The organism is Pseudomonas sp. NFACC02 (assembly GCF_900110765.1).
GTDB lineage: Bacteria > Pseudomonadota > Gammaproteobacteria > Pseudomonadales > Pseudomonadaceae > Aquipseudomonas.
In genome coordinates, this window is sequence record NZ_FOEO01000070.1 from 1 (window position 1) to 16,245 (window position 16,245).

General features: G+C 60.2%; 14 protein-coding genes. 6 read left to right on the top strand and 8 right to left on the bottom strand.

Translation table 11 applies throughout. The annotated features are described in order from the left end of the window. The coding region (locus BMY73_RS27000; RefSeq protein ID WP_139214279.1) for a transposase at positions 1-297 on the top strand (297 nt) is incomplete at its 5' end. 54 nt (positions 298-351) lie between these two features. On the opposite strand, the gene dxs is transcribed toward BMY73_RS27000, so the two are convergent. The 5 genes from dxs to BMY73_RS27025 form a co-directional block, all read right to left on the bottom strand. After that, complete coding sequence (dxs, locus tag BMY73_RS27005; protein ID WP_092410944.1) at positions 352-2,253, bottom strand: 1-deoxy-D-xylulose-5-phosphate synthase; 1,902 nt, start codon at positions 2,251-2,253, stop codon at positions 352-354. A 222-nt stretch (positions 2,254-2,475) separates the two neighbouring features. Continuing rightward, entirely contained in the window at positions 2,476-3,363 is an 888-nt protein-coding gene (gene ispA / locus BMY73_RS27010; protein WP_092410946.1) for a (2E,6E)-farnesyl diphosphate synthase, read from the bottom strand. After that, on the bottom strand, positions 3,360-3,602 hold the full coding sequence (locus tag BMY73_RS27015) for an exodeoxyribonuclease VII small subunit (RefSeq protein ID WP_062384761.1): 243 nt from the start codon (positions 3,600-3,602) through the stop codon (positions 3,360-3,362). Before BMY73_RS27015 ends, ispA begins: the two co-directional genes overlap by 4 nt. 214 nt (positions 3,603-3,816) lie before the next feature. Next, positions 3,817-4,470, bottom strand: coding sequence for an oxygen-insensitive NAD(P)H nitroreductase (nfsB, locus tag BMY73_RS27020; protein WP_062384766.1), 654 nt, complete (start codon positions 4,468-4,470; stop codon positions 3,817-3,819). Between the two features lie 107 nt (positions 4,471-4,577). Then, a complete protein-coding gene (locus BMY73_RS27025; protein ID WP_092410948.1) occupies positions 4,578-5,585 on the bottom strand; it encodes a zinc-binding alcohol dehydrogenase family protein in 1,008 nt (335 codons plus the stop codon). Between the two features lie 108 nt (positions 5,586-5,693). On the opposite strand from BMY73_RS27025, the gene BMY73_RS27030 reads away from it, so the two are divergent. Then, on the top strand, positions 5,694-6,599 hold the full coding sequence (locus BMY73_RS27030; protein WP_092410950.1) for a LysR family transcriptional regulator: 906 nt from the start codon (positions 5,694-5,696) through the stop codon (positions 6,597-6,599). Between the two features lie 120 nt (positions 6,600-6,719). Here BMY73_RS27030 and BMY73_RS27035 read toward each other — a convergent pair whose 3' ends face one another. After that, positions 6,720-8,504, bottom strand: a complete 1,785-nt coding sequence (locus BMY73_RS27035) for an IlvD/Edd family dehydratase (RefSeq protein WP_092410952.1) — start codon at positions 8,502-8,504, stop codon at positions 6,720-6,722. Between the two features lie 254 nt (positions 8,505-8,758). Beyond that, complete coding sequence (locus BMY73_RS27040) at positions 8,759-9,940, bottom strand: fumarylacetoacetate hydrolase family protein (RefSeq protein ID WP_062384777.1); 1,182 nt, start codon at positions 9,938-9,940, stop codon at positions 8,759-8,761. A 122-nt stretch (positions 9,941-10,062) separates the two neighbouring features. On the opposite strand from BMY73_RS27040, the gene BMY73_RS27045 reads away from it, so the two are divergent. From BMY73_RS27045 to BMY73_RS27060, 4 genes are all read left to right on the top strand, one after another. Further along, positions 10,063-11,004, top strand: coding sequence for a LysR family transcriptional regulator (locus BMY73_RS27045; RefSeq protein WP_092410954.1), 942 nt, complete (start codon positions 10,063-10,065; stop codon positions 11,002-11,004). Between the two features lie 226 nt (positions 11,005-11,230). Beyond that, the gene (locus BMY73_RS27050; RefSeq protein WP_092410956.1) at positions 11,231-12,616 is read left to right on the top strand and encodes an MFS transporter; all 1,386 of its coding nucleotides are present in this window, start codon (positions 11,231-11,233) and stop codon (positions 12,614-12,616) included. 183 nt (positions 12,617-12,799) lie between these two features. Next, positions 12,800-13,552, top strand: a complete 753-nt coding sequence (locus BMY73_RS27055) for a maleate cis-trans isomerase family protein (RefSeq protein ID WP_092410958.1) — start codon at positions 12,800-12,802, stop codon at positions 13,550-13,552. A 58-nt stretch (positions 13,553-13,610) separates the two neighbouring features. Next, positions 13,611-14,492, top strand: coding sequence for a LysR family transcriptional regulator (locus tag BMY73_RS27060; protein ID WP_092410960.1), 882 nt, complete (start codon positions 13,611-13,613; stop codon positions 14,490-14,492). An 896-nt stretch (positions 14,493-15,388) separates the two neighbouring features. Here BMY73_RS27060 and BMY73_RS28400 read toward each other — a convergent pair. Beyond that, positions 15,389-16,245 (bottom strand): hypothetical protein (locus BMY73_RS28400; RefSeq protein WP_175500252.1); only part of this gene is annotated, 857 nt, incomplete at its 5' end.

Here is a 16,245-nt window from a genome sequence, read left to right on the forward strand (position 1 = left end):
TACAAAGATCGCTGGAGGATCGAGCTGTTTTTCAAGTGGATCAAGCAACATCTGAAACTCAAACGCTTCTATGCCTTCTCCGAAAACGCCGTGCGCCTGCAGATCTACAGCGCCTTGATCAGCTATCTGTTGTTGCACCTGTTCCACCGCCGCTCAGGGTTTCAGGGCTCGTTGTTTGAGCTGACGGTTCGTATCGCTTATGCCTTGCATGAACGGCCTGCTACCCAGGAATTCAAAGACCGACGACGACAGGAACAGGATCAGTTGAAGGCTGCTCAGGGCAGCCTTCAACTATGAAACATATTTACCGGACACTAGTGACGCAGAGCGTGGGAATGATCAGAGGAGCTGTCAGGCGTTCTGGATTTTCTGCAAACGCTCATTGATCGACGCTTCAATCCCGTCCGCATCCAGCCCGCATTCCGCGAGCATCTGCGCAGGCTTGGCATGCTCGACGTAAACGTCCGGCAAGCCGAGATGAAGCACAGACTTGAGGATGTTTTCACGTGCCAGGAACTCGCTGACGGCCGAGCCTGCTCCGCCCATGATGGCGTTCTCTTCGAGGGTCACCAGCAGGTCGTGACTGGCAGCCATGACACGCACCATCGACTCATCCAGCGGTTTGACGAAACGCATGTCGACCACGGTCGCGTCGAGCTTTTCAGCGACCTTCATGGCCTCGGCCAGTTGCACGCCGAACACCAGCATCGCGACCTTGCTGCCTTGACGGCGAACAATGCCCTTGCCGATTTCCAGTGGCTCCAGCGCGCTTTCGATCACGGCGTTCGGCCCCGTGCCACGCGGGTAACGCACGGCAGCCGGACCGTTGAACAGGTGGCCGGTGGTCAGCATTTTGCGCAGTTCGTTTTCGTCGCTGGGGGTCATCACCAGCATGCCCGGGATGCAGCGCAGATACGACAGGTCGAAGCTGCCCGCGTGAGTCGGACCGTCTTCACCCACCAGACCCGCGCGGTCGATGGCGAACAGCACGTCGAGGTTCTGCACCGCAACGTCGTGAATCAGTTGGTCGTAGCCGCGCTGCAGGAACGTCGAGTAGATCGCAACGACCGGCTTCGCGCCTTCGCAAGCCATGCCCGCAGCCAGCGTCACCGCGTGTTGCTCGGCGATGGCGACATCGAAGTAGCGGTCCGGATAGCGTTCGCTGAACGCCACCAGATCAGAACCTTCCTTCATCGCCGGGGTGATACCGACCAGGCGTTCGTCGGCATCGGCCATGTCGCACAGCCACTGACCGAACACACCGGAATACTTCGGTCCGCTGACTTTTTTCGGTGCAGCCACCGGCGCATCCAGCGGGTCGAGCTTGGTGATGGCGTGATAGCCGATCGGGTCGACTTCGGCCGGGGCGAAACCCTTGCCTTTTTTGGTGACCACGTGCAGGAACTGCGGTCCCTTGAGATCGCGCATGTTACGCAGGGTCGCGATCAGCGTCGGCAGGTCATGACCGTCGATAGGGCCGATGTAGTTCCAGCCCAGTTCCTCAAACAGCGTGCCGGGGACCAGCATGCCTTTGGCGTATTCCTCGGTGCGACGGGCGATTTCCCAAGCGCCGGGCAGGCGCGACAGCACTTTCTTGCTGCCTTCGCGCATGCTCGCGTAGGTGCGGCTGGAGAGGATCTTCGCCAGGTAATTCGACAGCCCGCCGACGTTGCGCGAGATCGACATGTCGTTGTCGTTGAGGATCACCAGCATGTCGGCGTTGACTTCAGGCGCGTGGTTCAAGGCCTCGAAGGCCATGCCTGCGGTCAGGGCTCCGTCACCGATGACGGCGATCGACTTGCGCTCGCTGCCTTGCAGGCGAGAGGCGATGGCCATGCCCAGCGCTGCACTGATGGAGGTGCTGGAGTGGCCGACGCCGAAGGTGTCGTACTCGCTCTCGCTGCGACGCGGGAAAGCGGCCACGCCGCCTTTCTGGCGCAAGGTCGACATCTTTTCACGACGACCGGTGAGGATCTTGTGCGGATACGCCTGATGACCGACGTCCCAGACCAGCCGGTCATCGGGGGTATCGAAGACGTAATGCAGCGCAACGGTCAGCTCGATGACGCCAAGGCCGGCACCGAAGTGGCCGCCGGTCTGGCCAACGGTATAGAGCAGCTCCAGGCGCAGTTCATCAGCCAGGGCTTCAAGCTCTGCTTCACCTAACCGGCGCAGGCCATCCGGCGTCGCTGCCGTGTCGAGCAGAGGCGTGGACGGGCGCTCGCGGGGAATCTCTTTGAACGTCGTGGGCATCAGGCGAATCGTTATAAGTAAAAGAGGCGGCAGTTTACCTGATGCATCGCGAGCTGCGCACGCAAGACAGCAACGGGATGCTCAGGTCTTCAAATGGTCCGTACCGATGTAGGAGCGCGCTTGCCCGCGAAAAGTCCGTCCACTCGTGAAAATCTGCGGGGTGTCCATGGATCGCAGACCAGCGGTTTACGGGTAACAGTACCAACGCAAGGGAGACGGGGATCAGTTACGGCGTTCGACGATGTAACGCGCCAGCGCCCGCAAAGGCTCGGCGGCCGCGTCGAAAGGTCGCAACGCAACCAGCGCCTGATCACGCAGCTCCAGTGCGTAAAGCTTGGCTTCGTCCAGCCCCAGCAGCGCAGGGTAGGTCGGCTTGTCGCGTGCAATGTCGGCGCCCTGGCGTTTGCCGAGCGTTGCCGTATCGCTTTCGACGTCGAGAATATCGTCTTGAACCTGGAACGCCAGACCGATGGCGCGAGCGTAAATCTGCAGCGCGTTCAGCCGGTCCGGGCTGGCATGACCGCTGGCCAGCGCGCCGAGTCTGACGCTGGCCTCGATCAGCGCGCCGGTCTTGTGCCGGTGCATGAATTCCAGCGCCTTCTGGTCGAGTTTCAGGCCGACCGAGCCCAGATCGATAGCCTGTCCTCCGACCATGCCTGCTGGGCCTGCGGCGTGGGCGAGGGTGGCGACCATTTTCAGGCGGGTATCGGCATCCTGCGGGGTCAGCGTGCTGTCGGTCAGCACGCTGAACGCCAGGCTTTGCAGGCCGTCACCGGCGAGGATGGCACAGGCTTCATCGAATGCTTTGTGTGTCGTCGGCAGGCCGCGGCGCAGATCGTCGTCGTCCATCGCAGGCAAATCGTCGTGTACCAGCGAGTAAGCGTGAATCAGCTCGACGGCGCAGGCCGCGCCGTTGGCCGTTTCAGCGAGGCCGCCCAGGGCTTCACAGGCCGCGTAGACCAACAGCGGACGGACTCGTTTGCCACCATTGGTGACGCTGTAACGCATCGCGTCGTAAAGGCGCTTCAGTTCAGGCGCCGGGGCATCGAACAGGCTCTCCAGCGCGGCATTGACGCGAGCCTGACTGAGCGCCTGATACTCGGCAATCATTCTGGCTGTTCCGCGTCGAAGGGTTCCTCTGCCAGTTCGCCGTCGCGTTCCAGCAACACCTGGACCTTCTGCTCGGCCTGGGCCAGCGCACTCTGGCACTCGCGTGTCAGGCGGATGCCCTGTTCAAAGGCGGTCAACGAATCTTCCAGCGACAGCTCGCCGTTCTCCAGACGCTCGACCAGCGTTTGCAAATCCGTAAGGGACTGTTCGAAATCCAGTGCAGCTTTCTTGCGGGCCATGGCGGCTATCCCGGTAGACATTAAACGGGCGCGACACTAGCAGAGCGAGGGCATCGGGGCAAATGAGAGGTGCTGACTGGCGCCTGGAGCCAGGTCGGTATCGGTAGAAGCGCGCTTGCCCGCGAAGGTGAGGTACAGGCAATACATCTTTATGGGCGGATGTATTTTTTGCGGGCAAGGGTGCTTCTACAGAGAGTGTCTGCGCGGGCGGTAATTACAGAAAGGTAAACACCGTCTCAGCCGGCAGGCGCGACTTCGGCAGTTTGGCGTTGAAGTCGGTTTCGCTGCGATAGCCCAGCGCAACCACCACCAGACTGGTGAAGCCTTTCTCGCGCAGGCCCAGTTCTGCGTCGAGCTTCTTGAAGTCGAAACCTTCCATCGGCGTGGCATCCACACCGAGCGATGCGGCGCCCAGCAACAGTGTGCCCAGTGCCAGATAGGTCTGCTTTTCCATCCAGTGCTGCAGGTCTTTCTGATCGTACTTGTGCAGGTTCACATAGCCACGACGGCTGTTGTCCTGGCCGGCCTTGGCGTCGGCATTGTGGAAACGACCGTCGAGCTCTTCCTGCGCGAGCAAGGCCTGCAGATGCGCTTCGGTCATCTCGGTGCGGGTGCACAGGACGATCACGTGCGACGCATTGAGGATCTTGGTTTCGTTGTACACGAAACCACCTTCTGCGCCCTTGGCCACGCGCGCCTTGCCTTGTTCGTCGGAGGCGATAACGAAATGCCACGGCTGCGAGTTCACCGAAGACGGGCTGTGGCGCAGCTGATCGAGCAGGGTGTCGATGGTTTCCTGCGGGATCTTGCGGCTGTTGTCATAGGCCTTGGTGGTGTAGCGGGATTTGGCGAGTGCGGTGAGTTGCATGGTGTTTTCCCGATCAAAAAAAGATGGCAGCCTGGATTCACAGGCGTCGAGGCCGGCGCGGCGCGATCTTCACACACGCCCCGCCGACCGAACAATTGCAATGAGGGTTAGAAACCTTCGAGGACGATCTTGCCGCGAGCCTTGCCGCTCTCGATCACGGCGTGAGCGCGGCGCAGGTTTTCAGCGTTGATGACGCCAAAGTGTTCGCCAAGCGTGGTCTTCAACACGCCTTGGTCGATCAGCGCCGAAACGCGGTTGAGCAGTTCGTGCTGGGCGATCATGTCCGGGGTCTCGTAAAGCGAGCGGGTGAACATCAGTTCCCAGTGCAGCGACAGCGCCTTGCGTTTCATGGGGACGACGTCGAGGGTTTTCGGGTCGTCGATCAGCGCCAGTTGGCCTTGTGGACGCAGGGCTTCGATCAGTTGCGTGAAGTAGCTGTCGGTGTGAGTGAGGCTGGCGACATGGCTGACCTGGCCGACGCCGATTTTTTCCAGTTGCTCCACCAGCGGCTGGCTGTGATCGATCACGTGATGCGCGCCGAGGTCTTTGACCCATTCGCGGGTTTCCGGGCGAGACGCGGTGCCGATGACGGTCAACTTCGTCAGTTGTCGAGCGAGTTGAACCAGAATCGACCCCACGCCGCCGCCGGCGCCGATGATCAACAGGCTGTCGCCTTCGCCACCGCCTTCCTGCACGCCCAATCGGTCAAACAACAGCTCCCACGCGGTGATGGACGTCAGTGGCAGTGCGGCCGCATGGGCGTTGTCGAGGGACGTCGGTTTGCGGCCGACGATGCGCTCGTCCACCAGATGAAATTCGCTGTAGTTGCCCGGACGGGCGATGGAGCCGGCATAGAACACCTCGTCACCGGCCTTGAACAGTGTGACCTCAGGGCCGGTTTCACGAACGATCCCGACCGCGTCCCAACCCACCACTTTAGGTTCGGTGGCCGCATTGCCTGCGCGGACCTTGGTGTCCACCGGGTTCACCGAAATGGCGTGGACCTCAACCAACAGGTCTCGTGGGCCGGGCGTGGGTTTAGGCAGGTCCATGTCCATCAGCGATTTCGGATCTTCGATGGGCAGACCGTGCTGGGTAAAAGCGATGGCTTTCATGGCGTTCTCTCTTGAAGACAAAGGATGTGAAGTGGCGTCTATCTTGTTCTTCTCTACCGACAAGAAAAACCCGCACAATGCGCCAACACTTTCACAGCTGGAGTGAAAATGATCCGCATCGATGACCTGTCGTTGTTCGTCCGCACCGCCGCACTGGGCAGCTTTTCCAATGCGGCCCGTGAGGTCGATCTGCTGCCGGGACAGGTGGCGGCGGCGATCAAACGACTGGAGCGTGAGCTGGATGTCCGGTTGTTCGCGCGCTCCACGCGCAGCCTGCGTCTGACCGCCGAGGGTGAGCAGTATTTGCCGACCGCACAGGCTGTCCTCGACACCTTGAGCGAGGGCCGCGAAAAGCTGCGGCGTGAGAGCGCTGCGCTGAGCGGCACGCTTCAAGTGGCGGCACCGTCGGATCTGGGGCGTAACGTTTTGCTGGGCTGGATGACGGATTTTCGCCGGCAGCACCCTGCCCTGAACCTGCGATTGTTCGTCTCGGACCAGGTGGCAGACATGTTTCGCGATCCTGTGGACGTGGCCATTCGCAGTGGCGTCATCGAGGACGCCAACTACATCGCCCTCCCGCTCGCGCCTTACAACCGTCGGGTGCTGGTGGCGTCGCCCGACTATCTGGCGCGTAAAGGGCGACCGCTGACGTCGGACGATCTCCTTCGGCACGACTGTCTGCTGTACATCCTCAACGGCCGCATCTACGACAAGTGGCCGGTGGGCGGGCGCGTATTTACCGTGTCGGGGCCTTTGCTCACGGACGATGCCGATCTGGTCCGCCGCTGGGCCGTGGCGGGCGAGGGCATCGCGTATAAATCGTGGGTGGATGTGCGAGATGACGTGCTGGCAGGGCGGCTGGAATTGCTGCTGCCGGATTATCCGGGCGAACCTGCACCGCTGAATTTGGTCTATCCGCACCGCAAGCAGTTTTCCCCGGCGGTGCAGCAGCTGCATTCGATGCTCAAGAGCCGGTTCGTCGACATGGAGAAGGGCTTGCCGAAGCTTTTGTGAGCCACGTGATGACCTGTAGGAGCGCGCTTGCCCGCGATTGCGTCGGTGAACTCATCGAAGAGCGCTTGCCGGAATATTTTTCGCGGGCAAGCGCGCTCCTACACGGTATTCGGCGAGCCCTCAATGCGAATGCCGTGGCTCGCCACTGCGTGCGATCACGCGAAGATGCAGCGTGGCCGGCTCCAGGCAGCCGCCTGTGGATAACTGCCCGACCAACTGGCGATACAGTTCCTGCCAAGGCGTTTGCGACGCGGGCATTTTTGGTTCGAACTGCGCCCTACGCTCGGCCATTTCTTCGTCGCTGACCAGCACGTTGACGCTGCGGTTGTTCAGGTCCACGCGCAGACGGTCATTGGTTTTCAGCAACGCGAGGCCACCGCCGACCGCCGCTTCAGGCGACATGTTGAGGATCGAAGGGCTCGCGGACGTGCCGCTCTGACGACCGTCGCCCAGGCACGGCAACGAATCGACGCCGCGTTTGATCAGCTCGGCCGGTGGCGCCATGTTCACCACCTCTGCGCTGCCCGGATACCCGACCGTGCCTGCGCCGCGAATCACCAGAATGCAACGCTCGTCGATGTCCAGCGACGGGTCGTTGATGCGCGCGTGATAGTCCTCAGGGCCTTCGAACACGATGGCTCGGGCCTCGAAGCTGTTTTCGGCGCCCGGTTCGGACAGGTAGGTTTTGCGGAAGGCTTCGCCGACCACCGACATCTTCATGATCGCGCTGTCGAAGAAGTTGCCGCTGAGCACGATGAACCCCGCGCGGTGCTTGAGCGGATCCTCATAAGGACGAATGACATCCGCGTCGTGAGCGACGGCATTGCGCACGATGTCGCCGATGGTTTTGCCGGACACCGTGCCGCAGTCTTCATGCAACTTGCCGGCTTTCTGCAGTTCGTGCATTACGGCCGGAACGCCGCCCGCGCGGTGAAAGCCTTCGCCCAGGTATTTACCGGCGGGCATGCAGTTGACCAGTAGCGGTACGTCTTCGCCGATACGCTGCCAGTCATCCAGGCTCAGTTCGACGCCCATGTGCCGGGCGATGGCGATCAGGTGGGGAGGGCAGTTGCTGGACGCGCCCAAGGCGGACGCCACGGCAATCGCGTTTTCGAACGCCTCGCGGGTCATGATCTGTGAGGGACGGACATCTTCGCGCACCAGATCGCAGATGCGTTTGCCGGTCATGTAGGCCATCTGGCCGCGCTCACGGTACGCTGCTGGAATGCTCGCACAACCCGGTAACGACATGCCGAGGGCTTCGGCCAGGGCGTTCATCGAAAGCGCCGTGCCCATGGTGTTGCAGTGACCGACCGAGGGGGAAGCGGCCGTGGTCATTTCCATGAAGCCTTCGTAGTTGATTTCGCCGGCCGACAGCAGATTGCGCGCATGCCAGAGCACAGTGCCGGAGCCGATCAATTCCCCTTTGTGGCGACCGTCGAGCATGGGTCCGCCAGACAGCACAATGGCGGGCAGGTCGGTCGTGGCGGCAGCCATCAGGCAGGCGGGGGTGGTTTTGTCGCAACCGGTGGTCAGCACCACGCCATCGAGCGGGTAGCCGTGAAGGATTTCCACCAGACCCAGGTAGGCGAGATTTCGGTCCAGCGCGGCGGTGGGGCGACGGGTTTGCTCGGCCATGGGATGCACCGGAAACTCCATCGGAATCCCGCCTGCGTCACGAATCCCGGCCTTGACGCGCTGTGCCAGTTCCAGGTGATGGCGATTGCACGGCGCAAGGTCGCTGCCGGTCTGGGCGATACCGATGATCGGGCGGCCGGATTGCAGCTCTTCACGGGTCAGGCCGTAGTTCATGTAGCGCTCGACGTAGAGCGCCGTCATGTCGGCGTGATCGGGATCGTCGAACCATTGCTGGCTGCGCAGGGGGCGTTTGGGCGTATCGGACATGGTTCGGGTCTCTCTTGGAATTAGGGGTATTGCCAGGATCTGTTATCGGTAACATTGAGCTCGAAAAGCTCTTTTGTAAACCGCCAAGGTTCAGGATGGATCAATGGGTTGGCCGGCGCGGATTCTGTGGGAGGAAGCTTGCGATGGGCGGCATCCGATCATTGAGATCTGCCTGTCAGCACATTCTTGGCTGACAGACCGATATCGCGGGCAAGCGCGCTCCTACAGGTTTTTCATGATCAGGAAAGCGGGCTTCAGCGCGAAAGCAAACCCCGCGCCGCGAGGTTGCGAATCAGCGCACCGACGCCAAACGTCCAGGGTGTCGCCCGGCTGCTGTGAGTCACTTCATTGTGCAGGCCGCCGAGCAGGCGGCTGCTGATGCTGACCTGATCCCCGAGTTTGTGCGTGAACCCACCGCCCACATGATCGCGGTCTTCGGTCGGAGCGAAGAGCGTGCCCAGATACAGCAGGAAGCCATCAGGATATTGATGGTTGGCGTTCAGCGTTTGCGCGGCGAGGTCTTCCGGGTCCCGGCTGATCTGCGACATCGAGCTGGAGCCTTTCATCACGTAACCGTCATTGCCTTTCACCTGTAGATCGACCACGCAGTTGCGCACGTCGTCCATCGAGAAGGTCTCGTCGAACAGGCGAATGAACGGGCCGATAGCGCACGACGCGTTGTTGTCTTTCGCCTTGCTCAGCAGCAACGCGCTGCGGCCCTCGAAGTCCCGCAGGTTGACGTCGTTGCCCAGCGTTGCGCCGTGAATCTGACCACGGCTGTTGACCGCCAACACCACTTCCGGCTCGGGGTTGTTCCATTCCGATTTAGGATGGATGCCGATTTGGCTACCGCTGCCCACGGCGGCGAGCACAGGCGCCTTGGTGAAAATTTCGGCGTCCGGACCGATGCCGACTTCCAGGTACTGCGACCACATCTTCTGCTCGATCAGCAGCGCTTTGAGCTTGCTCGCCTGTTCGGAGCCTGGCTTGATACTGCGCAAGTTGTCACCGATGGCGTTGTGCACGATGGCCCGCACGCTTTCTGCCTTGGCGGGATCGCCTGCGGCCTGCTCTTCGATCACCCGTTCGATCATGCTCGCGGCGAAGGTCACGCCAGCGGCTTTGATGACCTGCAAGTCGGCGGGCGCCAGCAGGAACGGTTTGTGGGTGTCAGGGTTTGAGGTCGAGTTGGCCAGCAGGTCTTCAACGCTGGCAATTAACGTGCCTTGGGTTTCACGCACCGCTTTGAGTGGTGACTCTGACTCCAGCAGCTCGCTCAACGTCGCGAATTTCGCCGACAGATCGAACACCCCGTCGCGGCGCAAGACGACGGGCGAAGGCCCGCTGACGTTGCCGGGCACCCAGGCGCGGCCGATCAACGTGCCGGTCAGGCCATCGGCGGGCAGTGTGTTTTCGGGGGTGAGCTGAATAGGCATGGGGCAGTCCTCGGATATTTTTGTGCTTTTCGTACCGACCCTAATCAGCGCCGCCGATAAACTCCAATGACATCTGCTCAATTATCGATAACACTGGGTTATCGCGAATCGAGGCTGCTTTCATGTCCGACATTTCCTTTTCCACGGTCTGCAACTGGCTGAAGTTCAAGCACCTGGTGCTGATCGATACCTTGGCGCGGACCCGTAACATGCACGCTGCCGCCCAACACATGAACCTGAGTCAGCCAGCCGTCAGCAAGATGTTGCGTGAGATCGAACGCCTGCTGGGCTTCGATCTGTTCGAACGCCTGCCACGCAACATGCCGCCGACCGCGTTGGGTGAGCATGTCGTGCGTTATGCGCAGATCGCGCTGAACGATGCGAGCAAGTTTGTCGACCAGATCAGCAGCCTGCGCGAGGGCGGACACGGGTTCCTCAAGGTCGGTGCGATCTTCGCAGCGACGGCGGTGGTTTTGCCCGATGCGATCGTTCAGCTGAAAAAGCGCTGGCCGCTGCTGTCCATCGAAGTGGTCGAGCAGACCAGTGACCACCTGATGGAAATGCTCGACGACAAAAAGCTCGACCTGGCCGTGGCGCGTTACACGGACGAAAGCCAGCAGCAGGTGTATGACTTCCAGCCGCTGGCGCCCGAGCCGTTCTGCATGGTGGTCAACAGCCGCCACCCGCTGACGGCGCTGGAGGAGACGCCGTTGCAGGAACTGGGCAAGTGGCCGTGGATTCTTTATCCGGTCGGTACGCCCATTCGGGCGCGCATGGAGCAGGCGTTTGCGCAAGCCGGTATCGCAACGCCCAAAAACACCATCGACACCATCTCCATGCAAACCTTCCTCCAGGTGCTTCAGTCCGGGCCGATGATTGCCATGCTGCCGGCCTCCATGGCGCAGCCGCATCTGGAAACCGGATTGCTCACGGTGCTCAACACTCCCCTGAAACTCGCGCCGCAGGATTACGGAATACTGACCCGTCGCGGAGAGCCATTGCTCGGGGCTGCGTCGGAATTTGCCGAGATTCTGCTGGCCAATTCGCAGGTGGCACGTCGGTGATTTGTCTAATTGCGGTCATATTTTTGATACACCGCTATAGCCAAGCTCACAGTAACGCTGCCTGCCGCAGCATTTCGATAACCCCACGTTATCAATCAATGGAAACATGTCATTGTCCGGCCCCGTATTTACGGTAGTCAGTCCAATCTGTTATCGGTAACATCGCTCCGTGTTTCGACCCTCATAAAAACAATACAGGCGCATCCATGTGCCTGGAGGTCCCACCATGGAAACCGTTTCCCATCGCCTGCCCGAGCCTTCGGGTGCCGGGCAAGCCAGCTTTGAAGACCGCACCTACCGCAAAGTCATCCTGCGCATCCTTCCCGTTCTGCTGCTGTGTTACATGGCCGCCTACCTGGACCGCGTGAACATCGGCTTTGCCAAGCTGGACATGCTCAACGACCTGCAATTCAGCAACACGGTCTATGCCCTGGGCGCGAGCATCTTTTTCTGGGGTTATTTCATCTTCGAGGTGCCAAGCAACCTGTTGCTGCATCGCTTTGGCGCGCGCTTCTGGATCGCCCGGATCATGCTCAGTTGGGCCATCGTCTCCATGGCCGTCGCCTTCACCGTGCCGCTGGCGAAGTTCTTTCACGTCGAATCCGAAACCATGTTCTATGTGCTGCGCTTTCTGCTCGGCATCTGTGAAGCAGGGTTCTTTCCGGGCGTGATTCTTTACCTCAACTACTGGTTTCCGACCCGCCGTCAAAGCCGCGTCATGTCTGGATTCCTGATGGCGATGCCGATCAGCCTGACGCTGGGCGGTGTGGTTTCCGGCTGGCTGATGACCCGAATGCAAGGCGTGCAGGGCATGGCCGGCTGGCAATGGCTGTTGATCATTGAGGGCATTCCCTCGGTGATCATGGCCTTCGTGGTGCTGGCGTTCATGGCCAACAATATCGACGCGGCCAAATGGCTGTCGCCTGAAGAAAAAGCCATGCTCAAGGCCAATCTGCAGACCGACAACAAGGGCAAGGCGTCGAACCTGCGCGAGGTGTTTTTCAATGGCCGCGTTTGGCTGCTGGTGTTGATCCTGCTGACGTTCAACACCGGGTTCTATGGCCTGGCGTTCTGGATGCCGTCGATCATCAAGAGCGCAGGGGTTTCCAATCCTCTGGACATCGGCCTGCTGACCGCCATCCCGTACGGCATCGCCGTCATCGCCATGACCCTCAATGCACGGCACTCGAACAAGACCGGCGAGCGTCGTCTGCACGCGGCGATTCCGGCGATCATTGGTGGCATCGGCCTGATCCTCAGTGCGTACTTCGCCAACAACGTGGTGCTGTCGATCGTCTTTCTCAGCGTTTCCGCCTCCGGCGTGCTGAGCCTGATGCCGATCTACTGGACGCTGCCAGGCACCGTGTTGTCTGGCGTGGCGGCAGCGGCGGGCATAGGCATGATCAACGCCATCGGCAACCTCTCCGGGTTCACCGGCTCGATGATCACCGCCGTGGCCGAGAACCTGACCGGCAACATCAACAACGGCACCTACGTGCTGGGCGCGTGCCTGTTTGTCAGCGCCGGGCTGATTCTGTCGATTCCCAAGGCGATGCTGGGTAATCACAAAGCCGATACGGCTCAGCCGACCGGTCAGCTTTCACAAGCGTGATGTCGGACCTACAGGCGTGCGCCCGGATCAAGCGCGCGCCTGTCGCTGACATCCAGTGCTCTCCCCGCAGCCATCGCCATCCGCGATGGCAAGCTCGCCAATGCCTGATATACGCCTGTTCCGCTCACTCCTAACATCGGTCGCACATGACCCCTCGCCATTGGCGACATGAAAGGAGAGCCCATGAAACAGTTTCGAATCGGCCAGATCGTCCCAAGCTCCAACACCACCATGGAAACCGAGATTCCGGCGATGCTGACCTCGCGGTACTCGCTGTTTCCGGAGGAGCGCTTCACGTTTCACTCGTCGCGCATGCGCATGATGCACGTCAGCCCCGAAGAGCTGAAAAAGATGGACATCGACAGTGACCGTTGCGCGCTGGAACTGAGCGATGCACGCGTTGACGTCATGGCCTACGCCTGTCTGGTGGCGATCATGTGCCAGGGCGCGGGATACCACAAAGTTTCCCAAGACCGTCTGGGCAAAACCGTCATGTCCAACAAGTCGACCGCGCCGGTGCTGAGTTCCGCAGGCGCATTGATCGACAGCCTGAACATGCTCGATTACAAGAAGATCTCGATCATCACCCCGTACATGAAGCCGCTGACTCAACAGGTCATCGACTACATCGAAGCGGCCGGTATCGAAGTGGTCGACTCCATCAGCCTGGAAGTGTCCGACAACCTCGAAGTCGGTCGTCTGGACCCGATGAATCTGGTGGCCCACGCCGACAAGTTGAACATCGGTCAGGCCGATGGCGTGGTGCTGTCGTGCTGCGTACAGATGCCTTCGCTGCCCGCGATTCAGGTCGTACAGGACCGTCTCGACAAGCCGGTGCTGTCGGCGTCGGCGGCGACCGTCTACCAGATGCTGAAAACATTGGGCCTCAAGGCTCAGGTGCCGGACGCCGGTCATCTGCTGTCCGGCGCGTTCTGAGTCGATGAGGGACGAGGTACTATGGCGGCCATTCTGGCCAGCACGCCCGGTACCTCACATGAAGCTCGATCCCGTCTCGTTGCGCCTTTTCGTCAGCGTTGTCGAAGAAGGCACCATCGCTGCCGCCGCCAAACGTGAACACATCGCGGCGGCCGCAGTGAGCAAACGGCTCAGCGAGCTGGAAGAACTGCTCGATTCGAAGCTGCTCAACCGCACCAACAAAGGCATCACCCCGACCGACGCCGGCCTCTCGTTGCTGTTCATGGCCCGCAGCGCGCTGAACAACCTCAACGAAATCGTCGTGCAAATGCGCGATTACTCCCATGGGCGGCGCGGCTCGGTGCACGTGCTGGCGAACATTTCGGCGATCACGCAGTTCATGCCGGCGCTGATCAAATCGTTCATGGCGCTGTACCCGCTGATCAACGTCATCCTGGAAGAGCAGCAAAGCCTGGCGATCACCAAAGCCGTGGCAGAAAACCGCGCCGACATCGGCATCTTCACACGCCTGCCCCATGGCGCAGACATCGAAGTCTTCCCGTTTCGCACCGACCGGCTGGTCTTGCTGGTGTCCAACGATCATCCCTTGGCCGGGCGCGAATCGCTCACTTTCAACGAGACGCTCGACCACGAATACGTCACCCTGCGCAGCGGCACCCACCTCAACTTTCAACTGATCAAAGCTGCCAACGACATGGGCCGCTCACTGAAAATCCGTATGGAAGTCTCCAGCTACGACGCGCTGTGCCTGATGGTGCAGGCCGGCGTCGGCATCGGCATCATGCCGGCCGGCAGCGTGGAGATTTACAAAATGGACGGCGCGACCGCCGTGCCCTTGAACGAAGACTGGGCCAGCCGCGAACTCAGCGTCTGCGTAAGGTCCAGAGCGGCGTTGTCCACTGCGGCGCAGCTGTTTCTGGAGCATGTGCTCGCGGATTGATGCCGCTCACTGTAGGCGCGCGCTTGCCCACGATTGCGGTGTGTCAGTCACCGGATATTTACCTGACCCATCGCCTTCGCGGGCAAGCGCGCTCCTACAGTTGCTCGCCGAATAACCATTCACCGTACTCTGCTTTTGATTCTGGCCGGAGGCCGCAGGAGCAAGCTTGCTCGCGACACCACTCTGGTTTGGAGCCGTCCTGGTACGCCCGCACTCAAAACTTGTGTCTCGGGGGCTACAGTTCGGGCATCAATCTCTGTTTTTGATGCCCGAGGGCTACAAATGTCTGCCCTGTTCGATGGCTCCGAAATGCTCAAACAGGTCCGCCGTGATGCTCAATTGAGCCAGTGAGCAATAGCCGAGCGGGCCGGCGTCTCACTCAACCGTCGCTCGTATGGAAACCAAGGCCAAAGGCGAGATGAGCGTTTCGGCATTTGTCCGCTTGCTCGAGGCAGCAGGCTACGACCTGAAAATCGTCAAGACAGGTCACCACCAATACCGGCGTAGCTGATTAATACATTACCTCTGGCCCCAACGGATAATTCCGCCGCATACAATCGTCCCCATAACGACAATGAACATCGCTATAAATGGAGGGTAAAGTGTGAACTTCATCCTTTTCGTCATACGGCACAAGTCGGCTTGTTTAACAAGCCCCTTTGCCGCGTGCCAGTCAGGCCTTATGCAAGCCATAAATATTGCCCCGCACCGTACAACCCTGCCTGGAAATCCCCAGCGGCCAAACATTATTCGGTTATGTTCAACTAATGCGCTCTCCGCAAAAATCTCCTCTAACTTATCTAAATTCCTATGAGCCACGATTGATACCCAGATGAGCACGATGGGTTGAGCCGCAATCGTGCACATGGTGGTGACCTCCAAAACACCTATCTCGATCATAGAGAGTTCTCATATAAGACTTCTCCAATGAAACCTCCACCGGCGCTCCCGAGCTCGCCGACTCCCCATGCCGAGAATCCGCCGACGACAGCGACGCAAGCTACGGCACCTATACCTGCGGTAGGCGGACCAAATACAGCGGCGCAGCGTCCGGCGGCGGCGAGCGCCCCTACTGCGCCCCCCAAGCTGCCCCCTCCCAAACTACCAACCAACTTCCCTCCCTCCACATACTGCACCTTCCTGCACTGTCGCTCATCCCCGGCCAGACACGCCTCTCTGATCTCCAGCGAGGTGGACGCCACTTCAAGCGCGACGCCGATGTATCCGCCTCGTTTGATGATGGTTGCCGCTTTTGCAACGCCCGCCACGGTGTCGGCGTAGCGGGCGATCTCGCCGTGTTTTGCATAGCTTTTGGTCGACAATCCCAACAGGTCCTTGATGCGGGTGTTTTTGCCCAGGCCTGAGCCGGTGCTGGCGTAGCTGCTCAACTGTTTTTGTATTTTGGCTTCCAGCAGGGTGCGCTTCTGGAAGAAGAGCTCGCGGTTCTGGAGTTTCCCGGAGGAGAAATGGCTTTTGTAGAGCGCATCGATTTCTCCCAGGCTGCCCTCGATGTTTTTGAGATGTCGGCTCCAACCGTCAGAGACCGTACCTGTCGCGATGGAGGTTCTGTCGAGGACGTCTTGCAAGAAGTCGTAGTTCTCGATCATGTAGCTGTCTCCTGCCATGCCGTTGATGAGCAGCATGTGGTGCACCTTGGTGGCCTTTTTCATCAGGTAGGCCTCTTGGGTGGTGCAGGATTTGGTGGAGTAATCGCCAATGATGACCATCTCGCCAGCGAGCACGACAGTGTCGC